At 69.0% G+C, this 22,496-nt stretch carries 17 protein-coding genes; 9 read left to right on the forward strand and 8 right to left on the reverse strand.

Translation table 11 applies throughout. The features are described from left to right. Window positions 1–19 precede the first annotated feature (19 nt). Together GA0070612_RS18885 and GA0070612_RS18890 are read left to right on the forward strand one after the other, a co-directional pair. Window positions 20–1,609, forward strand: a complete 1,590-nt coding sequence (locus GA0070612_RS18885; protein WP_088991603.1) for a serine/threonine-protein kinase — start codon at window positions 20–22, stop codon at window positions 1,607–1,609. A gap of 52 nt (window positions 1,610–1,661) precedes the next feature. Further along, window positions 1,662–2,444 carry a DUF4145 domain-containing protein gene (locus tag GA0070612_RS18890; protein ID WP_157742544.1) on the forward strand — a complete coding sequence of 261 codons (783 nt, stop codon included), beginning with the start codon at window positions 1,662–1,664 and terminating at the stop codon, window positions 2,442–2,444. A 95-nt stretch (window positions 2,445–2,539) separates the two neighbouring features. Here GA0070612_RS18890 and GA0070612_RS18895 read toward each other — a convergent pair whose 3' ends face one another. Together GA0070612_RS18895 and GA0070612_RS18900 are read right to left on the reverse strand one after the other, a co-directional pair. After that, a complete protein-coding gene (locus GA0070612_RS18895) occupies window positions 2,540–2,743 on the reverse strand; it encodes a DUF397 domain-containing protein (RefSeq protein WP_088989113.1) in 204 nt (67 codons plus the stop codon). Continuing rightward, on the reverse strand, window positions 2,736–3,623 hold the full coding sequence (locus GA0070612_RS18900) for a helix-turn-helix domain-containing protein (RefSeq protein WP_088991604.1): 888 nt from the start codon (window positions 3,621–3,623) through the stop codon (window positions 2,736–2,738). Before GA0070612_RS18900 ends, GA0070612_RS18895 begins: the two co-directional genes overlap by 8 nt. A gap of 230 nt (window positions 3,624–3,853) precedes the next feature. On the opposite strand from GA0070612_RS18900, the gene GA0070612_RS18905 reads away from it, so the two are divergent. Continuing rightward, complete coding sequence (locus tag GA0070612_RS18905; RefSeq protein ID WP_088989114.1) at window positions 3,854–4,156, forward strand: DivIVA domain-containing protein; 303 nt, start codon at window positions 3,854–3,856, stop codon at window positions 4,154–4,156. Then, a complete protein-coding gene (locus GA0070612_RS18910) occupies window positions 4,153–4,404 on the forward strand; it encodes a hypothetical protein (RefSeq protein WP_088989115.1) in 252 nt (83 codons plus the stop codon). The genes GA0070612_RS18905 and GA0070612_RS18910 overlap by 4 nt, the downstream gene beginning before the upstream one ends. A 27-nt stretch (window positions 4,405–4,431) precedes the next feature. Here the strand turns inward: GA0070612_RS18910 and GA0070612_RS18915 are convergent, their stop codons facing one another. The 3 genes from GA0070612_RS18915 to GA0070612_RS18925 form a co-directional block, all read right to left on the reverse strand. Then, the gene (locus GA0070612_RS18915; protein ID WP_197699190.1) at window positions 4,432–6,630 is read right to left on the reverse strand and encodes an ATP-binding protein; all 2,199 of its coding nucleotides are present in this window, start codon (window positions 6,628–6,630) and stop codon (window positions 4,432–4,434) included. Between the two features lie 190 nt (window positions 6,631–6,820). Beyond that, window positions 6,821–7,432: a DUF6879 family protein gene (locus GA0070612_RS18920; protein WP_088989116.1), complete on the reverse strand. Its 612-nt coding sequence runs from the start codon at window positions 7,430–7,432 to the stop codon at window positions 6,821–6,823. Next, a complete protein-coding gene (locus GA0070612_RS18925; protein WP_088989117.1) occupies window positions 7,425–7,697 on the reverse strand; it encodes a hypothetical protein in 273 nt (90 codons plus the stop codon). The genes GA0070612_RS18920 and GA0070612_RS18925 overlap by 8 nt, the downstream gene beginning before the upstream one ends. 72 nt (window positions 7,698–7,769) lie before the next feature. Here GA0070612_RS18925 and GA0070612_RS18930 point away from each other — a divergent pair, with 72 nt between their 5' ends. Continuing rightward, window positions 7,770–8,210, forward strand: a complete 441-nt coding sequence (locus GA0070612_RS18930) for a hypothetical protein (RefSeq protein WP_088989118.1) — start codon at window positions 7,770–7,772, stop codon at window positions 8,208–8,210. A gap of 136 nt (window positions 8,211–8,346) precedes the next feature. Here the strand turns inward: GA0070612_RS18930 and GA0070612_RS18935 are convergent, their stop codons facing one another. After that, window positions 8,347–11,442: a class I SAM-dependent methyltransferase gene (locus GA0070612_RS18935; RefSeq protein WP_088989119.1), complete on the reverse strand. Its 3,096-nt coding sequence runs from the start codon at window positions 11,440–11,442 to the stop codon at window positions 8,347–8,349. A gap of 378 nt (window positions 11,443–11,820) precedes the next feature. Here GA0070612_RS18935 and GA0070612_RS18940 point away from each other — a divergent pair, with 378 nt between their 5' ends. From GA0070612_RS18940 to GA0070612_RS18950, 3 genes are all read left to right on the forward strand, one after another. Beyond that, window positions 11,821–17,709: a DUF4011 domain-containing protein gene (locus tag GA0070612_RS18940; protein ID WP_088989120.1), complete on the forward strand. Its 5,889-nt coding sequence runs from the start codon at window positions 11,821–11,823 to the stop codon at window positions 17,707–17,709. A 128-nt stretch (window positions 17,710–17,837) separates the two neighbouring features. Then, entirely contained in the window at window positions 17,838–18,350 is a 513-nt protein-coding gene (locus tag GA0070612_RS18945; RefSeq protein WP_088989121.1) for an RNA polymerase sigma factor, read from the forward strand. After that, window positions 18,337–19,104 (forward strand): hypothetical protein, encoded by a 768-nt coding sequence (locus GA0070612_RS18950; RefSeq protein ID WP_088989122.1) that lies wholly within the window; start codon window positions 18,337–18,339, stop codon window positions 19,102–19,104. The genes GA0070612_RS18945 and GA0070612_RS18950 overlap by 14 nt, the downstream gene beginning before the upstream one ends. A 74-nt stretch (window positions 19,105–19,178) precedes the next feature. On the opposite strand, the gene GA0070612_RS18955 is transcribed toward GA0070612_RS18950, so the two are convergent. Next, window positions 19,179–20,414: a chymotrypsin family serine protease gene (locus GA0070612_RS18955; protein WP_157742545.1), complete on the reverse strand. Its 1,236-nt coding sequence runs from the start codon at window positions 20,412–20,414 to the stop codon at window positions 19,179–19,181. 197 nt (window positions 20,415–20,611) lie between these two features. Here GA0070612_RS18955 and GA0070612_RS18960 point away from each other — a divergent pair, with 197 nt between their 5' ends. Next, window positions 20,612–21,847, forward strand: coding sequence for a low temperature requirement protein A (locus GA0070612_RS18960; RefSeq protein ID WP_088989124.1), 1,236 nt, complete (start codon window positions 20,612–20,614; stop codon window positions 21,845–21,847). A gap of 9 nt (window positions 21,848–21,856) precedes the next feature. Here the strand turns inward: GA0070612_RS18960 and GA0070612_RS18965 are convergent, their stop codons facing one another. Beyond that, window positions 21,857–22,465 (reverse strand): TetR/AcrR family transcriptional regulator, encoded by a 609-nt coding sequence (locus tag GA0070612_RS18965; RefSeq protein ID WP_088989125.1) that lies wholly within the window; start codon window positions 22,463–22,465, stop codon window positions 21,857–21,859. Window positions 22,466–22,496: the final 31 nt, after the last annotated feature.

The following is a 22,496-nucleotide window of genomic DNA, read 5'->3' on the forward strand; positions in this document are numbered from 1 at the left end:
GACGCGCAGTGGGGGTTTGATGCGGGCGCAGGAGCGCGTCGCCGACCGGTACGAGTTGACGTACCCGCTCGGCCACGGCGGCATGGGGGAGGTGTGGGGTGGCTTCGACGAAAAGCTCGACCGGCCAGTCGCCATCAAGTTCCTCCGCAAGCTCACCATCCCGGAGATCGAGCGAAACAACGCGGTCGAACGGTTCATGCGGGAGGCACGGGTCACCGCCCGGCTGGACCATCCGGGTGTGCCGAGCGTCCACGATGTCGGCCACCACGGTGACGACGTCTACATCGTCATGCAGCTCGTGCCGGGCTTGCTCCTTTCCGACCTGATCGCCGAGCGTGGCCGGCTCGCCGTGCCGTGGGCAGCCGCCATCGGCGCGCAGATCTGCTCGGTGCTCGCCGTCGCGCACGCCGCCTCCCTGGTGCACCGCGACCTCAAGCCGCAGAACCTGATGGTCACGCCGACCGGATCTGTCAAGGTCCTCGACTTCGGGGTGGCCGCGCTGCTGGGCCCGGACGTTCCCCGACTGACTGCGACCGCCCACACACTGGGCACGCCGACCTACATGGCACCGGAGCAAGCACTCAACAGTGCGGTGGGGCCGCGCGCGGACCTGTACGCGCTGGGCTGCGTGCTGTTTGAGCTGCTGACCGGCGAGCCGCCGTACCGCGCGGACAGCGCGCTCGGCCTGCTGCACCGGCACATGAACGACCCGATTCCGTCAGTCAGCGACCATCGCGCTGGTATGCCCGACGGTCTTGTGCGGCTCGTCGGCCGGCTGCTCGCCAAGGACCCGCAGGACCGGCCCGGTTCCGCCGCCGAGGTGTACGAGGCCTTGGCGCCGCTAGGAGTGGTCGAGGCCGGGTTGGCCGACGATCTGGCGGTGACGGTTGCCGACGGCCAATCCGTCGATCCGACCATGCCCCAGCGTTATCCGTTCGGTCCGCTGCCGCCGCGGACGCCGCCCGCACCGACCAGGGTGGACATCGTCCGGCCACGTTTGGCGCCGGAGGTCGTCGAGCCGCTGTCCCTCGACGAGTTGACCGAGGTAGAGGAGCGCGTCTGGGAACTGGCCGAAGAGGAGCGGTTCACCCAGGCCGCCGCATTACTGGAATCGGCACTACGGCCGGTACTCAAGGGTCACGCGGTGAAGCAGCCGCGGATCCTCGAACTGCGGCTCCACTTGGCGAACCTGTACGTGCTGGCGGGTGCGTTCCGGCAGGCGCTACCAGCATTTCAGCGGCTCATCCCAGACCTAAAGGAGCGGCCGGTCCCCGATCGCGAGCTGATCTGGCAGTGCCGGCAGCAGGCCGCCATGTGCCAGATCGAGGTGGGCGAGGCGCCGGCCGCGCTGTTCGCGTTGCGCGCTTTGCTTGACGACGAGCAGCAGGCAGTGGCGCCCGACTCGCCGGAGCTCTTCGCCCTGCGCCACCAGATCGCCATGCTGACCGGTGGCATCGGCGACGTGACAGGCGCTCAGCGTCAGCTCGAAGGCCTGATCGTCGACATGCGAGCCCGGTGGGGCCCGGACGCGGTGGCGATCGAGGAGATCCGGCAGCTGCTGGACCGCTTGGGCCAGACTGCGGAACCGGCAGAAGAACCCGACGAGTGAGGTATGCCGTCTGCCGCCCAGCGACGTCCAACCTACGGAATTGGAGCGATCTTTGAATCCGACGACGTTTGCCGACCTGCGGGCGCTCGCCAGCGCCTTTGCTGCTGATGACTGGCCTCACCTCCTTTGTCCGATCTGTGGCCGGGGCAGCCTGAAGGCGGGGAAGGTGAACTCGGTGGAGACCGCCCGGTCGAGGGAGATGCACGACCACGAGGCCTGGGAGCCTGACTTCATTCGTGGTTTCTTTCAGGTCGTGCTCGTCTGTGGAGGGGCGGAATGCGGTGAGGTGGTGCTGGCGTCCGGCGAGATGACGGTTGGACCAGTCGTCAGCTCGAGCCACGACTGGACCTACTCCGAGTTCTACCTGATGCGCCACCTCATGCCGGCCCTGGTGCCGATCGCCTTCCCTGAGCGCACGCCCAATCCTGTCAAGGATCGTGTGCTGGAGGCGTCCAGGCTGCTTTACTTCGACGCAAGCGCGGCAGGGAACAGGATTCGCACTGCCGTGGAGGAGTTGCTGACTCATCAGAAGGTGCCGCGAACCACCTCGTCCAGCGGCAAGCGGCGTCGGCTGACCGCGCATCACCGGATCGATCGGTTCCGGGCGAAGAATTCAGAGGCAGCTAACCTCCTGGAAGCGGTCAAGTGGATCGGGAACGACGCCAGCCACGAGGTCGCCCTGTCTCCGCTTGAGGTGATCGACGGCCTAGAATTGTTGGAGGGCGCCCTCCAGCTCATCTACAACGACAAGACGCAGCGCCTGACCAATCTTGCCAAGAGGATCAACCTGCGGAAGACCAGCGTCAAGCCGAAGCCGCGCAGCGGTAGGCCCTAACCGAGGGCCTGCGTTTCCTCTAGGCGCCAGCGCATACGAGATGTCCCGCCCACCCGTGGGACTACTCCGCCGGTTCGCGGTCGGGCCGGTGTCGATCACACCCGGGACGGGTTGTCCTTGATGGAGGAGACGAAGGCTGACCAGGCCTTCGGCGGAAACATCAGCCCGGGTCCCCGCAGGTCCTTCGAGTCGCGTACAGCGACAACGCCGGCGAGGTTGTCGGCGACCTCGACGCAGGCGCCGCCGTTGTCGCCGCTGCGGGTGCTCTTGCGCCAGATAGCGCCGGTCAGGTCAGCCATTTCGCATCTCCCCGGAGATCCTCTTGATCATGTCTTTCGATTCTGCCTCGCCGAGGGCCATCGCATCCAGCCCTCCCCAGACGCGTTCGTACGCGGCTAACTCGTCAGGCTTGTCGAGGTAGAGCGCCCCGGTCAGCGACTCGCTGTAGACGACTGACGGTTCCGGGGCTGCTCTGCCGCCCTTGGTGGGCGGGAAGTCGAGGATCATGACGGTACCGGCGACCGCGCCGGGGTGTGGTCCCGCAGCCAGTGGTAGCACTCGGACGGACACATTCGGTAGCTCTGACACCCTAAGTAGGTGGTCGAGTTGCGCGGTCATGACGTTGGAGCCGCCGACCGTGCGTCGAAGCACTGCCTCTGACAACACCGACTCCAGCCGTGGCGCCGGAGGAAGCCGCCGGACGAGTAGCGCCTGCCGCTGAAGCCTTACTTGGACGGCGCGCTCCCTCTCCTCGTCGCTGAGGATCCTGCCGCGCCGGATCAGCGCGTCGGCGTAGCCCTTGGTCTGCAGGATGCCGGGGATCAGAGACTCGTCGAAGCCTCTGAGCCGCGAAGCGGCGGACTCCAGGCCGACGTAGAGCTCGAACCAGTTCGGCACCGCATCGCCGTACGCGTGCCACCAGCCCTTCGACTTCGTCTCCACGGCCAGCCCGCGCATCGCCTCGGTCATCTCCGGCGACACCCCGTACAGCTCGCACATCGCCTTGACGTCGAGCACCCGAACCGAGCCCTGGCCGCATTCGAGGCGCCAAATCTTCTGCCGGCTGTACTCGAGGGCTTCGGCGGCGGCGTCGAGCGTCACCCCGGCCTCGTTGCGGAACTGCCGCAGCAGCCGGCCGAGCTGCCGACGCGGCACTGTCGATCCGATGTCGTCGGGCATCCGCACACTCCCTGGTTCCAGCACGCAACACTGCGTGACCTGCTCCTGCAACTCCTACGGGTTCCAGCAAAGAAAGTCAATGCACAACGGGGAAATTGCGGTTTAGAACGTTGCGTTTCCACTCCGGACTGTCGCAGGCTGATCACAGCGCGGCGGCCGTCCGGTCCCCCCGAACGGCCGCCGTGTTTCCCCGAACCCCTCGCCACTCCGTGTCCGGAAGGCAGGCAGACATGAACGCCAGAAACCAGCGACCAGACCAGTCGAGCCGCGGTGCGACCTACCGCTCCGCCGCGTACACCAGTCTGCTGCCGTGGCAGGTGCGTGAGCGTCGCTTCCCGCCGGTCGGGCTCGGGCGTCGCGGTCTGAACCCCGACGACGTGTACGCCTTCCTCGACCGGGTCGCCGGCGACATGGCCGCCGTCTACGCCGCTCTCGCCGAGAGTCGCCGTGAGACGGCCCGGATCAAGGCCGGGCTGCGTCGCTGGCAGACCGATCAGGCCCGTGCCCGCAACGACCGGGGCCAGGCGCGATGAGCCAGCGGTACGTCATCCACCTGCCCGTCGTCGCCACCGACCTGCCTGCGGCGCAGCGTCTCGCGCGAGTCATCGGCCGGTGGATGCTGGTGCTGCCAATGACGGACCCGGGGGAGACCACCGTCTCCGAGGAGGACCAGCAGTTCCTCCGCCACCGGGTCTTCTGCGACCTGCGGCTGCCCGGCGGCCGGCGCTGCCTCCTGCGCGACGACCACGATGGCGACTGCTCCCGCCGCGTGCGCCGATGAAGGGTGCGAAGCCGGAGATTGGCAGAGCTAAAACAACCCCGCGATGCGTTCGCGAAGCGCAGCAGCACGCGCGTCGTCGAACCTGGCGAGCAGGGTCTGAGCCTCCCGCCAGTGCTGTCCGGCCTCCTCGCGGCGGCCCGCATCCGCAAGCGCGGCAGCCAGATGATCCAGCGTCACTGCAAGTAGCCAATCGTCCCCGAGTTGCCGGTGCACCACCACCGCGCGCAGGTGAAAGGCGATCGCCTCGTCCGCCTGCCCCAGCTCCCGGTACGCCTCACCGGCGCCGTCGAGGGCCATCGCCTCGCGGCTGCGGTCACCGAGCCGACGTTGAATCGTGGCCGCCCGGTGCACGGCCTCCAGTGCCTCAGCGGGTCGGCCGAGGGCGCGTAGCACCCGTGCGTACTCGACCAGCCAGTGCCCCAGCCAGACCTGACTCGCGCCCTCGGCGATGGCCACGGCCGACTCGATCGCGGCAAGAGCCTCTTCGATACGGCCGAGTTCCCGCAGGGTCATGCTCAGGAAGAAGAGCGAGTTGCCCTCTTGCCCGCGGTCGTCAATCTCCCGCTGCACCGTAAGTGCCTGCTCCAAAAGCGCCGCCGCCTCGGTCAGCTCACCCAGCTCGTAGCGGGTCTCGGCCAGGTTGCTCAGCAGCAAGGCCTGCCACCGCTGGTTGCCGAGTCGTTCAAAGATCGTCAGGCTCTCGCCGAAATGGCTGAGCGCCTCGGTGAGGTGACGGTGGCGCAGGCTCAGCAACCCGAGCGCGTTGATCGACACGGCTGTGCCGTACTCATCGCCGATCTCCCGCCGAATGACCAGTGCGGCCTGATGGTGTTCGGCGGCCTCGGTGAGCTGGCGGGCTTGGAAGTGGGCCTTGCCGAGGCTTTCCAGCGACTCCGCCTCGCCGTGCCGGTCGCCCAGCGTGCGGGCTGCCGCCAGCCCGATCCGGGCGGTGGTGAACCAGCCTTCGAAGGCGTTCTGATGCATGAAGACGCTGCGCAGCAGCGCTGCCAGTTGCCAGGCGATCCGCGGCAGGCCGGCCTCGGCGGCTACGCGGGTTGCCGCTACCAGGCTGTCCCGTTCGGCGTCGAACCAGGCGTCCGCCTCGGCGTTCGTCGCGAAGGTGAGTGGCGTGACGTCGGTCGGCGGATCCAACGGTACGGTCCGATAGAAGGGCAGCGTGCGGGTCAGCGCGGCGTCGGCGGTGTGCAGGTACCAGTCCACCTCACGGCGCAGCGCGGCCTGCCGATCCTCCGGGCTCTCCAGGTGCCGGACCTGGTCGACCGCGTAGGCGCGCAGGAGGTCGTGAAGTTGGTAGCGCCCCGGAGAGCTCTGTTCCAACAGGTGCGCGCTGACCAGCGCGTCGAGCGGCTGCCGCACCTGGGGCAGCGGCACACCGGTCAGCGCCGCGGCGACCGGGGCGCTGAAGTCCGGCCCGGGGTGTAGCCCGAGTAGCCGGAACAGCCGCGCGGACATCGGGTTCAGGGCGCGGTAGGACCAGGCGAAGACCGCCCGCACGGCATCGGACTCCTCGTCCTCCTCGGCGGTGAGGGCATCCCACAGGGCCGATTCGTCGCGCAGATCCTGAATGAGCTCGCCGAGCGGCATGAACGGCCGGCTCGCCGCCCGCTCGGCTGCGATGCGCAGCGCCAGCGGCAGCCGGGCACAGAGCTGCGCCAGCTCGGTCAGCTCAGCGGGGTCGTCGCCGCTTCGGTAAGGCGAGGTGATGTCGCGTAGCAGGGTGACGGCGTCGTCTTCGGTCAAGATGCGCAGCGTCAGCCGTCGGCCGCCGTCGCGGGTGGTCAGCCCGGCGAGCATGGTCCGACTGGTGACCACGACCAGGCAGCGGTCCGTGCCCGGCAGCAGCGGCCGCACCTGCCGGGCCGATGCGGCGTTGTCCAACAGCACGAGTACGCGCCGGCCGGCCAGGCGCGAGCGGTACAGCGCCGCCCGATCATCCAGATCCGCTGGCACCGCCGAGGGCGGAACACCGAGAGCCCGTAGGAAGCGGTCGAGGATCTGATCCGGCTGCGCCGGCTCGCCCGGATCGTAACCGCGCAGATTGGCGTAGAGCTGCCCGTCCGGGAACCTGCTCCGGACGCTGTGCGCCCAGCGCAGGGCGACTGAGGTCTTACCGACACCAGCCGTCCCGGTGATCACCGACAGGCTGACCTCGACGCTCTGATCGCCGTCGGTCAGCAGCCGGTTGAGCGTTCGTAGCTCCTCCACCCGATTGACGAAACCGCGGACGTCACCGGGGAGTTGTTGTGGTCGCTCTGGCGGAGTCGCCTCGCCGTGGAAGTGCACACCGCCGTACACGTCGCGGGCCTGGACCAGCTCCGCCGGGCCGGACAGCTCAGACCGGTTCACCTGAGCCGGCCGCTGCCCGGGGTCGTCCGAACCGACGCCGTCCACCTCGTCACCCCGTGTGGGGAGGCCCCATCGGTGCCACCACACGGCCGAAGTACTCGTCCAAGGGTTCACCGCGGTGGTAGAGGGACTCGATGAAGGACTGGCAGCTTGCCACCAACTCGGGGTCGCGCCAGCGGCGGGCAGCCGCCAACACGCCGTCGGCGTTGTAGACAGCCTCGTACATCACCTCGGCACCGAGGGTGTAGATCTCCGGCAGATGTCCGCTCGTCTCGGCCGCCGCGACCGCGTCCGCGCCGACCACCCGGGTCAGGCCGCCATATTCGTGCCGCAGCCGCAGCACGTGCAACTCCCACTGCAGGTACGGCGTGAGTGGCTCTTGGACGACCCGTACCCGGCGGGTGGCGAACCCGTTCTCCGCGATGCGCCGGTAGTAGCTCTGGAACTCAAGGCGGCGCGTGTCGAGGATCCGCAGTGAATCCTCCCATCGGCCGTCGGCGAACGCCTGCCATCCCTCGTCGCCGGGCTCCTTGAAAGTCTGCTGTCGTTCCAGTTTCCAGAAGCCCGGAGCGCCGGTCCGCCAGAACCGATCGTCGAAGTCCGCCCAGTAGTCCTCCAGCCGGAGCCGTTCGCCAGGATCCCCGCGGAACAGGTCATGCATCAGGTATGTCCACCTTCGCCGCGATCAGTGTCGACCGGGGAATGATGATAAGTCGCTCGCCAGGATCCACCGAGACGTCGGCGGGAAGCCGTCCCTGGTATGCCTCAGTGAGGTCCTGCCCGATCACCGCGATGTCGCCGTTGCTCAACTCCCAGACGTCGGGGCAGCTGCCATCACCGGAGGTGTTGCCCAGCTCGTGGGAGGACTTACCCCAGCGGCGGGTGAGTTCGGCGGCAGGGTCCGCTTCCCAACGCTGTTCGCTCATGGCGCCCTCCGAGGTCAGGTGTCCGCGCGGGCACTCAAGGTAACATCGAGGCTCCTTGATTATCGGCACCCGATGTTCGCCTCGACGAGCCGGGCGATGGCGGGAGGCGGAGTGGTGACCGACCCGATCATGGTGACCGCAGCGACGACGCTCGTTGCATGGGCGACCACCGAGCTGGCCCAAAGTGGCCGGGAGGCGGTGTCCTCCCTGATCGGCTTTCTGCGCAGCCGGTTTCAGCACGAGCCCGCGTCCCGTGCCGCCATCGAGGACGCCCTGCAACATCCTTCGGCAGAGGCGGTGGGCCGCCTCGCCGAGCTGCTCGAACGGGAGTCGCGCCGCGACGTGGCCTTCGGCGCCGAGCTGCGATCTCGGTGGTCGCAGGTCGAGGCCACCGTTGCCGAAGGTGCTGGCGGGGTGGCCAACTCGGTCTCCGGTGACGTGCACGGGTCAGTGGTGCAGGCACGTGACGTCCACGGCGGTATCCATTTCGGCGACCGCCCCGACCGGCACTGACGCAAGGATCAGCGGCACGTATCGAGGAGCGAGCAGCACGATCTGCTCCACCGCGAGCCCACCAAATCAAGATCGACGGCACCAGCCTGAACGCGAATCGGACGGCCGGCCGAATCGATCAGCACTGAGCCTTTCGTCATCCCAGCATCGCTCTGATGGCTGCCTCGATCTCCGAGGTCGCCGGGTGCTGACCCAGTACGGCGCGGATCCGTCGACGCATCGTCACGAAGTTCATGCCCTCGGCGAAGTCCAGGCCGGCGACGATCTGAAATTGATTACGGCCGTAATCCGCGAGCCGCTGGTGCGTCGGGTCTGTGTCGTCGTACCGGGGTATGGATAGATTCCACAGGTGTTTGTCGATGTCTCGCTCGTCCTTGCCGTAGGACATCATCGGTCGCACAAGCTCGGTGAGCACGGGGCTGTTCAGGATCGCGGAAAGGAAGTGGCCCTCCTCCCAGCTATCGATCGGGGCCCAGTAGAGCTTGTGCTCGACGACCGCGGTCGGGTCGTCGATGATGGCGGCGGCGACGTGCATCCCGGAGGCGGTGTAGGCCAGCCGCAGCGGCGGTGCCGGAAACTGCGCGGTCAGCTTGTGTCGAAAGTCGAGTTGCTCGGCCAGGGTGAAACGAGCGCTGCTGCGGTGTGTCTCCCAAATAGCCTCGGCTCGTCGCCACCACTCCGCAAGGCCGAAGTAGTAATCGAGTCGCGATCCGGGACCTGTCATCAGCGCCTCGCCGTCAAGCGGGAGGACCGCTTCCTTCGCCGACAGGATCCGATAGGGCACCAGGCTCTCGCCGAGCAGCACGCGCCGGATGAACTTGCTCTCCACCACGCCTTCGAGAGCTGGTTGGTCTTTCCACGGGGCCTTTTCGAGGTTGCTGCGTGCGGAGCGTACGAAGCGACGGCCGGAACCGAGGCCGAGTCGCCCGCCGGTATCCGTCTCGACGAAGAACAGAACTTTGGGAAAGATCGTTGCGCCGTTCCGCACGTGTGGCTTGTACGGCGACTCGACAAGGGATGCCCGGCCCAGGGGCAGGTGTTCACGATGGATGGACGGCGCGGTCTGCTCCCAGCTCCGGGCATCGACGACGAGGCGTCCTGTCCACCGCTCAGTGATCGATGGAAGGCTGCGTGGGCTGTCTGTTGTTGGTGCCCGCCTGCCGAAGACGACGGCTGCGCCGCGCGGAAAGGGATGGGGACGCAGGCGACGCAGATCCCATGAGCCGGTGAAGGCAACCGTCGTCGGCTCGCCTTCGTCCTTGTACCATCCGCTGCGGAAGCCCTCGTAGTGCTCGCCGTCGAGTGCGGCGTTGGGTAGGACAAAGGCGAACATGCCGCCGTCGCGCAGATACTGCTGAACGGCCCTGGCCACAAAGAGGCCGGAGAGGTCCTGCTGTGTCGCGAATTGACCACCACGCCACAGCCCGCGGTCCTGGCAGAGCTTTTTGAACATCGCCTGCATGCCCGAAGGCATGTGGCGGTAGGCAAGCCACGGCGGGTTGCCGATCAGGACGTCCACCCGGTTGTCGTGCAGCGCGATCCAGACGGGCCGGGCCAGGTTGCGCAGGTAGTAGCTCCAGATGTGGTCGCGACCCTCGTCATGCAGGCGGCACATCGCCTCGAAGGTGCCCCGGATCATGGGTTGGTCATCCGGTTCGACCTTCATGTGGTGGAAGAACGCCGCCAGCGACGGAGGGTTGTCGGGATCTCGTGGTTTTGCCGCGATGCCGGCCAGGCCCGCGACGATCTGGTCGAAGCGGCTCGGCTCCTTGAGTAGGCCCTTCGGGAAACGGAGCCATTCCTCGACCTCGTTCGCGTTGTAGCCGGCGCTGATCCGTACGTGCTCCTCGCTGAACAGGTCGCGTCGTTCCCGCCACTGCATGCTGTCGCCGAGGTAGACCGGGATCGTGATGGCGTCACGCTGATCGGTCAGCCGCTCGTGGCCGATGGCGAGCAGGTAGGTCACCCGTGCGAGCGCCACGGCGACCGGGTGTAGGTCGACACCGACCACATGCTTGGTGAGCTGCGTCAATGCGGCATCGAGCGGGATTGCCGCTGCATCGGCGGCGGCGAGATAGCGGCGTACGGCGTGGAAGAGGAAGGTGCCGGAGCCACAGGCGGGGTCGAGCACCCGTTGCCGCAGGGGCTCGGTGACGACGGTGTCGACGAGATGTTCGGCGAGCCAGTCTGGCGTGTAGTACTCGCCCATCCGTTTGCGAGTCTCGGTTCCGATCATTGACTCGTAGAGCACCTTCAGGATGTCGTGGTCGGCGCGCAGCCAGTCGAACCGGGCCAGCCGGCGGGTGAGCCCTTGGATGAATTCGCGGCCGCCGGGCACCTCCGTGGTCCAGCCGAAGAAGTCGTGTTCGACCACCCCGAGGATGCGGGCTTGATCGAACCGTTGCCCGGTGATCAGATCCTGCGGCTGCAACTCCAGGGCATCAATGCCGACGACCAGGTGCGCGATGATGTGCGCGCTGTTCATCAGCAGGGTGTGCTCGACGAAGAGATCCGGGTCGTCGACGAACTGCGTGCCGAGCGCGCTGTCGAGAAGCTCTGCCCACAACTTTCGCTTCAACTGCACAGTCGGCAGCTCCGCGTGCTCGTCGTACAGTGCGGCGAGCGCGGCGCGATCCAACTTGTGGGAGGTGCTCGCCGCGCCGAGGCGGCGGGCCACCTCGGCAGGCTCCGGCCGGACCCGTTGGCTCGTCGCCAGCACACCCTCAAGCCAGTAGAAGAGGGCCAACCCGTCAGGGCGGGCAGCAGCCAGCGTGTGGCTGTCGATGAGGGCCAGCGAATTGCCAGTCAGCTGGTATGCACGCCAGGTTGCCCCGTCGGTGAGAATGCCGACGTACCGTTGGCCGCTCTCCTGGCTCCGTGACCGGACATAGCCGCCGAGTTGCCGCTCGGCCTCGCGCAGCACACGTCCGTTCTGGAGCCGGCGCTTGACCTCGATGACGGTGTAGCCGACTTCGATGTCTATACGCCCATTGCCCGCCGGCGCTTCGAGATTGATGTCGAGGTGCGAGTCAGCGAGGCTGAAGTCGCCAGCCAGAAGGAGCTGTCGTATGTCGGCCTGTAGAGTCGCCTCGCTGCGGGTAACCGGGCGATCGGCGATCCGAGCCAACAACGGCTGCAATGAAGCGGGGAAGCCGTCGGGCGCATGCACCTGCGGTTGAGGTGAAGTCTGGCGGCTACGGCTTGCATGTGGCGTACCGTCCGAGCGGGCCATGCATCAGTGTGGATCTAAATCCAAGCGGATCGTGAGTCGCTGTCGGATTATGGACAGCTACCGATGGTGACGTCGTCAGCCAGGCTTCCGACTCGGAGTTCGCCGTCGCACGTCGTTTGGGGCAAGGGTCTGTCGTCGGTGCTAGCGCGGGGGCCGTGCCTGTTCGCCGCGGAAGCCAGCCCGCGCAAACCCCTCGCCTCTCCGACCACAAAGCAGGCGGGCATGAACGAATCCAGCGATAGTAGCCGCCGCACGGTGTTGAGACCTACCGCTCCGCCGCGTACGACTTCCAAGGTCCTCTTAGGGTCGGGGCCCGCTCCGCCGGTCGGTTGACCGCTAGGCTGGCCCCCCACGGTCTCCCCACCTGGAGAAACGCCCATGTCCGACAGCGTCTTCGCGCAGTTCACCGCCGTCGACGACCAGCTCGAAGTCGGGTTGCTCGTGCAGCCGGCGATCAACGCCGCCCTGGTGCACAACCGGGTGCCGCTGGTCCGTCACCTCACCCTCGTGAACCGGGGCGCGGTGCCGTTGACCGACGTGACGCTGGCGCTGGAGCTGCGCGGCCCGGACGGCGCGTTGACCGAGCCGTGGACGCGTACCCTCGCTGCGTCGTTGCGCGCCGGGGCGAGCACGAGCTGGGACGACTTCCGCGACTTCACGCCCGACCGCACGCTGCTGTACCGCACCGACGAGGCGTTCCCGGTCGACTACACCCTCCTGGTGCGGGCGGGGGAGCAGACACTGCGGCTGGTCGCCCCGTCCCGAGTGTTGGCGCACAACGAATGGTTCAACAGCCCTGCCCTCTACGACAGCCTCGCCGCCTTCGTACAGCCGAACACCCGGGCGGTGGAGGCGGTCCTGCGGGCGGCCGCGCAGCTCCTGCTGGCGCGGACCGGCTCCGGCTCGTTGCAGGGCTATCAGGAGGGTTCGGAGCGGGCGGCGCTGATCGCCGGCGCGGTGTACGAGGCGCTGCGCCACCTGGAGATCACCTACCAGTCGCTGCCGGCGTCGTTCGAGAACACCGGCCAGAAGGTACGCACCACGGCAGCGGTCCTCGACGGGCGACTCGGTAACTGCCTCGACCTGTCCGTCACGTACGCCGCGTGTCTGGAGGCGGCGGGCCTGCACCCGCTCGTTTTCGTCAGCGCGGGGCACGCCTTCGGTGGCTTCCTGCTGGCGGAGGAGCGGCTGGGCTCGGCCGCGGTGACCGAGACCAACCTGCTGATCTCGATGGTGGACTCCGGTCGGGCCGTACCGGTCGAGCTGACCCGCATCGGGCCGGGCGCGCAGTCGGCGACCTTCACCGAGGCGGTACGCGTCGGGCTCGGTCACTTCCGCGGCGACGGTGAGCGCATGCGGGGGGTGGTCGACGTGCACCTGGCGCACCGCTCGGGCATTCAGCCCCTGCCGTCAGCCGATGAGCTGGTCACCGCGCCACTGCTCAAGGAAGCGACCGCCGATGCAGAAGCATCCCTCGACCTCCCGCCCGGCGTGGCCGCCGCGAAGCTGCGTCAGCTCGCCGACGACGGCGACGAGGTGGCGCAGCAGTCCGACGGGTCGCCGGCCCGGGTCCAGCAGTGGAAGAAGTCGCTGCTCGACCTGAGCCTGCGCAACCCGCTGCTCAACCTGCCCAAGCGTGGCCGTGGCCTGGACCTGCACGTGCCGGCGGGTGCGTTGGCCCTGCTGGACGACCTCATCCACGACGGTCGTCAGGTGCAGGTCATCCCGCAGGACGACATCAGCCACGTCCACGAGCTGGCCGGGGCGCGTCGGGCGCAGGACCTCGACGCCGAGATCCTCACCCGGGAGCTGCGCACCGACCGCCGGGTCTACGGCGCGGTTACCGACGCCCGGTACAAGACGGCGATGCGGGCGTTGCAGCGCGAGGCGCGCACGATGGAACAGGAGACCGGTAGCAACTACCTCTACCTGACCATCGGCACGCTGGTGCACACCAAGACGACCGGGGGAGAGGCGTACGCGCCGCTGTTCCTCCTGCCGGTACGCATCGAGGGGGGCAGCGGCCGTCGCCCGTACGCGATGGTCATCGACGGCGCCGAGGCCGCCAGCCCGAACCACTGCCTGATCGAGTGGTTGCGGGTCAAGCACAGCGTGCGGATCCCGGAGTTGGAAGCGCCGGTCCTCGACGAGCACGGCATCGACATCGCCAAGACCCTGGCCGCGATCAACACGGGGTTGCTCGACAACCGGCTCAACTACCGCATCGACGAGACCGCCAGCCTCCGGCTGCTGCAGTTCTCCACCTTCCAGATGTGGCGGGACCTCACCGACCACTGGCCCCGGTTCATGGAGAACCCGGTCGTCCGGCACCTGGTCGAGTCCTCCGGTGCCACGTTCGACGACCCGGCCCGCCCCGACGACGCCGAGATCATGGTCGACGAGGCGGACCTGCACCTGCCGATCCCCGCCGACGGCTCGCAGATGCAGGCGATCGTGCGCGCCGAGCGCGGCCACTCCTTCGTCCTGGAGGGCCCGCCCGGCACCGGCAAGTCCCAGACCATCACCAACATGATCGCCCGGGCGGTCGGCACCGGCCGGTCGGTGCTCTTCGTCGCCGAGAAGCAGGCCGCGCTGGAGGTGGTGAAGCGCCGCCTCAAGCAGATCGGCCTCGGACCGTTCGCGCTGGACCTGCACGGGCGTAAGCAGTCCCTCAACGCGATCCGCCAGCAGCTGCGCGACGCCCTCGACCAGTACGACCAGGGCGGCGACGGCACGTGGACGGCCGTCGAGACGGCCTACCGGACGCGGCTCGCCCCGCTGACCGACTACCCGGCCCAGGTGCACACCACCAACCCCGTCGGGATGTCGCTCTGGTCGGCCTACGAGCAGACCTTGGCGTACGGGGACGGCCCGGTCGCCCCGATCCCGGTGGCCTATCTGCACGCACCGGCCGAGGCACGCGCGCAGGTCGAGACGACACTGCGGGAGTTCCCGGCCGCCGCCCGGTCGGCCCGACTCCGGGCGGCGCACCCGTGGGCGCTCAGCGGTTGCCGCACCCTCGACGGGCTGCACGGCGCGGCGGTCACCGAGATCGCCGGTGAGCTGGAACGTCTGCGCGCCGACCTCGGCGCGTACCCCGGTCTGGTCGAGGTGCTGCGGACCCTGCCCGCACCGGAGACCGTCAGTGAATTGCAGGCGGGCGCCTGGCTCGCCGTACGCGGGCTGCTGCCGGACCGGGCGACCACGGTGCACGCGAGCGATCGGCGCTGGGACGAGGCGATGGCCCGGCTCCAGGCGGACCTGGCGGCCTTCCGGCAGGGCTTCGCCGGTGAGCTGGCGACCTTCCGGCCGGACGTGTTCGCCCGTCCGGAGCTGACCGCGTGGGACGATGCGGCCCAGGAGGCGGCGAAACGGTTGTTCGGCAAGCGCAAGCGCCGACAGGCCGTCGCGGACCGGTTGGCGGTGCACCTGGTCGCCGGCGCCACGCTCGACGTGGATCAGATCGAGGTGCTCACCGGCCGGCTGGTGGCTGCCCAGGCGCAGGCCGCCGCACTGCACCGACACCTGCTGGGGCTCGGTGGGCTGCTGCTGCCGCAGTGGCTGCCCACGGACCCGCACGCGTCGGAGCGGCTGACGGAGGCCGTCGAGGCGACCCGGGTCAGCCGGACGTTGCTGAGCCGGCACCCGCAGGCCTGGGAGCTGTTCCAGAGTGGGTTCACCGATGTCGGCGCGGCAGTGCTCGACAGGTTCGCCTCGCGGTGGCGGGCCTGGCGCGGGGTGCTGCGCTCCGGTGGGCCGGAGCTGACGCTGTGGGCCGCCGGCTCGCACTGGATGGACGCCTGGCAGCGCGACGGCGCGGTCTGGTTACAGGAGCTGCGGGCCGAGGAGTTGTTCCCGCTGCGCCGGTGGGCGACCGTCCTCACCCATGCCGACGTGCTGGCCTCGGCCGGCCTCACCGACTACCGGGACCAACTGCTGCGTGCCGAGGTGCCCGCGCGGGTCGCCGAGGAGGTCTACCGGCGGGGAGTCGCCACCGCGTCGCTCGCCGAGCGGGTACGCGCCGGCGGCCTGGAGTACTTCGACAGCGAGCTGCACGACGACCAGATCAACCAGTTCGAGGCCGCCGCCGGTGAGCTACGGTCCGCGCTGCCGACGCAGCTGCCGTCGGTGCTGGTGCGTCGCCGCCCGTTCAGCCCGACCGACCGGCGTGGCCGTTTCGCCGACTTCGCGGCGGAGCTTCGCCGCAAGCGGGGCGGGCGGTCCTTCCGGGAGCTGTTCGAGCAGTACCCGGACGCCGTGCTGGCGTTGACCCCGTGCGTGCTGGTCAGCCCGGCGTCGGCGGCGAACTTCCTGGCACCGGGGAGCCAACGCTTCGACCTGGTCATCTTCGACGAGGCCTCCCAGATCCGCGTGGCGGAGGCGATCGGCGCGATGGGTAGGGGCAGCGCCGTGGTGGTGGTCGGCGACTCCCGGCAGATGCCGCCGAGCACCATCATGCAGGCCAGCCACACCGTCGACGAGATCGACGACGGCAACGGCCCGGTGCCGGAGGACCTGGAGAGCATCCTCAGCGAGGCCGTCGAGTCGGGGTTGCCGCAGCGGTGGCTGTCCTGGCACTACCGCAGTCACGACGAGTCCCTGATCGCCTTCTCGAACCGCTACTACTACGACAACAAGCTCTCCAGCCTCCCGTCACCGGGCCCCTCCAGCGCGGCGGGCATCAGCTGGCGACGTGTCGACGGCCAGTACGACCGGGGCGGATCCCGCACCAACGAGGTCGAGGCGCGGGCGATCCTCGCCGACATCACCCGGCGGCTGCACGACCCGGCCACCGCCAACCACTCCGTCGGCGTGGTCACCTTCAACATCCAGCAGCGCGACCTCATCCTCAACCTGCTGGAGGAGAGCGCCGATCCGATCATCCGTGAGCACCTCTCCGGTGCGGTCGCGGAACCGATCTTCGTCAAGAACCTGGAGAACGTGCAGGGTGACGAGCGGGACGTCGTCCTGTTCTCGCTGGCCTTCTCCACCAACCCGGAGACCGGCCAGCTTCCGCTGAACTTCGGTCCGCTCAGCCAGGCCGGCGGGGAGCGGCGGCTCAACGTGGCCATCACCCGCGCCCGCCGCCAGGTCGTCCTCTACTCGTCCTTCGACCCGTCCGACATCGACCTCGCCCGGACGTCCGCGCTGGGCACACAGCACCTGCGGGCGTACTGCGAGATGGCCGTCGCGGGCGCGGACCGTCTGGGTGACCTGGCCACCGACCGCGCCGAGCGGCGTAGCCGGATCCGCGACGAGGTGGCCGCGGCGCTGCGCGACCGTGGCCACGAGGTCCGCACCTCGCACGGGCTGTCCGACTTCACGGTGGACCTCGCCGTCCGCAGCCCGGGCTCCGCGCGCTGGCAGGTGGCGGTCATGCTCGACGGCCCGGACTGGGGCGCACGCCCGACGGTGGCCGACCGGGACTCGGCGCCCGCGCTGCTCTGCTCGATCATGGGTTGGCCGGAGGTGGTGCGGTTCTGGCTGCCGGCGTGGATCCACGACCGGTCGGCCATGCTCGACCGCGTCGACGAAGCGGTCAACCGCGCCGAGGCCCTCGCGACCGTCGCACCGGAGCCCGAGTCGTCGGCAGTCGAGGTGCCGCAGCCGCGCCACGCGGTGGAGGAAGAAGCCCTCCCGGGTGGTTCGTCGGCCCCCGTGACCGCACTGGCCGCCGCGACGGCGACGACGGCGGACACCGTCACGGCAAGCCCGTTCGCGCCGTACGTCCCGACCCCGCTCGGCGACCAGGCCGACCTCGACCTGCTGGCGACCGACCGGCGCGTACGCGATCTCATGCGCAACGGGCTCCGCGAGATCATCGAGAGTGAGGGGCCGATCGAGCAGCACCGGCTCGCACGGCTCGCCCTCGCCCGGTTCGGCTTCCTCCGCACACGTGAGGACCGGCGTGCCGCGGTGCTCGCGCTCGTGGACTCCCGCCGCCTGCACACACACCCGACGCTGGGCCGCTACGCCTGGCCCGACGGTGTCGACCCGCAGACGTACCGGGCGTACCGGGTCACCCAGGCGAGCAACGACCGGGCGTTCGAGGAGGTGCCACCCGAGGAGGTCGCCAACGCCTTCGTGCACGTCCTGCAGGGCGCGTCGAGCATGGACGAGGAGCGGCTGCTGCGCGCCGGACTGGAGCGGCTGGGCTACCGCCGACGCACCGAGAAGATCGACAAGCTGCTCCGGTACGGGCTGCACGTCGCCGTGACCAGCGGTCGCCTCCGCCTCGACCCGGAGGGCCGACTCACCCGCGGCTGACCATCGATCTCCGTGTCGCTGCTGGGGTCGCGGCGACTCTGCCGGCTGAGTGAAAGCCACTCAGCGCCCAACCGGGGTCGCCTCTGGTTCGTCCAAGATACTGGAGACACCACCGAGGGGATTCTGTCGTGGCCAGCTGGGAGCGAGTGTTGACGGATCTCGTCAACACCAGGGGGGTGGCGTTGAAACGCTACGCCTACCTGCTGTGCGGTGACGACAGCGATGCCGAAGACCTGGTGCAGGACGCCTTGGTGCGGGCGTTCACCCTGCACCGCCGCGACGAGATCGAGAACCCCGAGCAGTATGTCCGCAGGACCGTGCTCAATCTCTACCTCGACCGGGTCCGGAGGCGTGGCGTGTGGCGGCGGGTGATGCCGCTCGCGGTCGCGCCGGACCGGACGGACGACGACTCGGGTGCCGTCGACGCTCGTTACGACCTTCGGACGGCGCTCCTGGCGCTGGCCCCCCAACAACGAGCCTGCGTCGTCCTCTACTACCACGTCGACCTACCCATCCCAGAAATCGCCGCACAACTCGGCTGCGCGGTCGGCACGGTGAAACGACACCTGCACGACGCTCGACGCCGCCTGGCCAGGCTGTTGCACGACGACACCAGAAAGGACGACCGTGCCGTCCGATGATCGTCTTCTGCGGGAGCGCCTGGAAACCCTGGCGGACGGGGCCACTCCGCCGTCGTTCGCCGGCGACCGGGTGGTCGCACGGGTGCGGCGACGGCGTGGTCTCCTGGTGGCGGGGACCGCTGCTGCCTCGATCATGGCGGTCTCGCTGGCGACGGTTGCCATCGCCGGGATGGTCGGCGGTGGCGGTCCGAGCACCGATTCCGGTGCCACGCCGGGTCCGTCGCTTCCGACCGGTCCCACCGCCAGCATTCAAGAACCTGCGGGGTACGTCTGCGGCGACCGATACGACCAGCCCGCCACCCCGCCGGTGGGGGTCCTGTCGGCGCAGCTGTCGTCGGTCGCCAAGGTCGACGCCGACTCTGGTCCGGCACTCACTGTGACGTTCGCGGCCACGCGCGCGGTGCACGTGGCCGCCAGCCCGCCGTCGTACCTCCAGGTGCTCTACCTGAGAAACGACGTCATCGTCGGCGGAGGGCCGATGGTCAACAGGGCAGGCGGCACCGAGGCCCAGGCGGTCGACGCGGTCCGGGACGGGTTCGATGTCGCTCCGGGTAAGCCGCACACCCAGGGCCTCGGGCCGCGGGAGACGTTGTGCCCACCTGTGACCTGGCCCGATGTCTGGGCCGCGCCCGATCGTTACGAGGTCGCGCTCGTGCTCGGCCCGATCGAGGATCACGGGGAGGAGGTTGCTCTCGGGGTGCCGCTCCCGCCCGCAGCCGCCTCGCTGGTGGTGAGAGCGCCACTGACGGGTTGAAAGGACGCGGTTTGAGCGTCGCAGACCGGCGCGGTACGCGACGAACGCGCCCCGATCGTGGCCCGCCTGTCGAGTCAGGGCGCGAGCGACATTCCGAGTGTGCTGAAGATGGCCGGCGCTTCCGTCCATCGCGCATTCGAGCCGCCACACTGGCTGATGATCCCGCGAGCCTGGCGAACGTTGGATCGGATGGTGAACACGAGCCCTCCGCTGTCGCCGGGCAGGCATGCCGCGAGACCGTCGCGCTGCACCGCCTCGACCCCACCGTGCGTGACACCGTTGGACCCCACCCAGGTGAGCCAGCCACTGGTCACCTGGATGCCGCAGACGACACCGGATTTGTAGCCGGTCTGGCAGGCCCAGTCTCCGGCGTAGGAGAGAGCAGACCCGGTCACGTCGTTGACCGTGAAATTGGGTGACTTGCCGTCCCACGTCCGGCTCGCCGTCGTTCCGGTGGACGAGGTGTCGATCGCCACCGCGTCGTAGTAGTCCGATCGCGCGGTGGTGACGCCTATCCTGTTGCGCCCGCCGTTCTCCCACCCGGTGTAGACCGTCGCGTTGTTGCCGTAGCAGTGCGCTGCGGTGATCAGGAATGACCTCCCGTCGGAGTTCCGACGGGCGGGCAGGCCGGATGAGCAGTTGAAGCCGGCGCTCTGCGTCGTCCCCGACGCGCTCAGGGCCGCCCCGGAGATCCATTGCGGGCTGTCCCGCCGGCGTGACGCGTCGGCCATCGCGGGAGCCGCCTCGACGACCGTCGGGACACCGACGAGCTCGGCGACCGGTCGCCGAGCGAGAGCGGACGGTGTCAACGCCTCCGCGGCGCGCGGGATATCCCGGGCTCGGACCCGCAGACCGCTGCCGTCCGCGGGGACCGCCACACTCTCGATCGAGAGGTCCGCACGCTGCTGCTCGTTGATGAGACGTGCACTCGCAGACTTCAACTCGCTGAGGGTGTGACCACCCTGCCTCAGCTCGATCCGGTCGGCGTCGACCGTCGGGTCGGTCCTGCGCACGGCGGCGCGGAAGCCCTTCGCCGTGCCGAGGTCGGTCACATAGACCTTGACCGTGCCCGCCGGTGCGTCAAGCTCGAGACCGGAGAACACGTCGCTGTGCGAGGTGGCTCCCACCGCGGCGGCCGCATCCGCGATCTCCCGCAGCGGCTGGAGCAGGAGGCCCTGCTCCGCAGGTGACATGGCCGCTATCTGCTGGTTCGTCAGATGAGGTGGATCGGCCGCCGCCGGACTGCTCGATATCGCTGTCGTCGCCACCACAGTCACCGCGATGACGGCAGCCTCCCGCTTCCTGGACATCCGAGCCCTCCTCGATCGAGTTGAGAGGCCCAGAGCCTATTGATCCACGATGGATCGCGATGTCCCGATCCGGCTGACGGGTACAAAAGACGAACTGCATGAATTGCTCGTCCTGGCGCGCGTTGTCCTGCTGCTCTGACGCAACCCCTCGCAGGTCGATTCGTTGGTGCGACGAGGGGGGCGGACCGAGGAGGGCGATGACGGCGGGACCTGGTGCCAGGCTGCTGCGCCCGCCGACGAGTTCGGGCCGAGCCACGTTCCTGGAGCTGTTCTTCGACCTGGCCTTCGTGGCGGCCCTCACCCAGGTCTCGCGACGGTTCGCCGAGCTGGGTGACGAAACCGGCTGGGCGCTCGTGAGCGGGTTCGGTCGTACCCTGTTGCTCTTCCTGGCGCTCTGGCTGATCTGGTCGCACACGGCGTGGATCACCAGCCGCTACGAGCCGGAGCGGTCCATCATCCAGGCCGTCGTGGTCGGCACCATGTTCGCCGGCCTGGTCATGGCGGTCACGCTGCCCCGTGGGATGGAGGAGCGGGCGCTGCCGTTCGCGGTCGCGTACCTGTCGGTCATGGTGGTGCGGCCGTTGGTGATCGCCGTCGCGCTGCGTGGCCATCCGCGACGGCTGGTGCCCTTCCGGCTCGCCGTCTGGGCGGCGGCGAGCGCACCGCTGTGGCTGGCCGGCGCCCTGGGCCCGGACCGGCTTCTCCCGGCGCTGTGGGCTGTCGCTCTCGGCGTCGACTATCTCGCCTGGATTCTGGGCTGGCCTCTTCCGAGGCTCGGCGCCTCGGCGGTGGGCCGTTGGCGGATCGCCGGGATGCATCTCGCCGACCGCTACCAGCAGATGATCCTCATCGCCCTCGGTGAGTCGATCCTGCTCATCGCCATCGTCTTCGGCGGCGCTGACTACTCCGTCGAGCGGGCGGCGGCCTTCGTCGTCGCGTTCGTCACCAGCGCGCTGCTCTGGCGGATCTACTTCTACCATGCCGGTCTGCTGCTGACCGATGCGTTGGGCCGCGCGGGTATGCCCGGCCGACTGGGCACGGCGTCGGAGCGCACGCATCTGCTGATCGTGCTCAGCGTGCTCGTCACGGCTGTCGGTTACGAGCTGGTGATCGACCATCCGTACGGTTCGCCGCGGCCGGGTTGGCTGCTGTTCGTGGTGGGCGGTCCGGCGCTCTTCCTCGTGGCCCGCATGCGGCTGGAGTACGAGATCTTCGGCCGGGTCTCCCGAACGCTGGTGATCGGCCTGGCGGCTCTGTCGGTGCTCACGCCGGCGCTGTCGCGCTGGACGTCGATGGCCGCGCTGTCCGTGGTGGCTGGTGTGTTGGCAGTGGTCGCGCTGCTCGAGGCGCTGCGACGTCGGGGCCGTCCGGCGCAGGTGCCCGCCCCAGCGGTCGGACGGGAGCCGTCCGACCGGGACGACTCCGAGGCCTGACCAGGCGGCTCAGCTGTCGGTTCCGGCGGACTGGCGCTCGGTGTTGATCCGGAGGAGACCCTCCACCCCACGCAGGAAGGTCTCGGACACCAGGGCGGGGTTGAACAGGCATCCGGCGGCCATCGCGCCGTCGCGGAGCATGACGAAGTGCCGCGCGGCGGGGTCGGCCGTCTCCTCGTGGACCTGCGCCATCAGCGTGGTGAGCGTGTCCAGGAACCACTGCCGGTGGGCGATGATCTCCTGGTGCACCGGATGGCCGGTGTCGGGATACTCCGCTGCGGCGTTCAGGAAGGCGCATCCGCGGAACGCGGGGGACTGGATGTTCTGGGCGATGGCGCCGGCGATGCCGAGGAGTGAGTCGACCGGCGCGGGGTTGGCGGTGATCGCCGCGTCGACCAGTCCACGCTCCAGGGCGTGGACCTCCCGCAGGTAGGCCAGGATGAGGTCGTCCTTGCTCGGGAAGTGCCGGTAGAACGTGGCCCGGGTCACCTGTGCCTCGGCGATGATCCGGTCGACGCCGACGGAGTGGATCCCCTCGGCGTAGAAGAGCCGCATCGCCGTGGTGAGGAGCCGGAGTCGCGCGGCAGAGGGCCGGGTGTCGGGTTCGGTGCGCGCCATACCCACCATCCTAGCGGACAGAACGGTCGGT

The sequence above is a fragment of the Micromonospora chokoriensis genome, assembly GCF_900091505.1.
GTDB classification, from domain to species: Bacteria; Actinomycetota; Actinomycetes; order Mycobacteriales; family Micromonosporaceae; genus Micromonospora; species Micromonospora chokoriensis.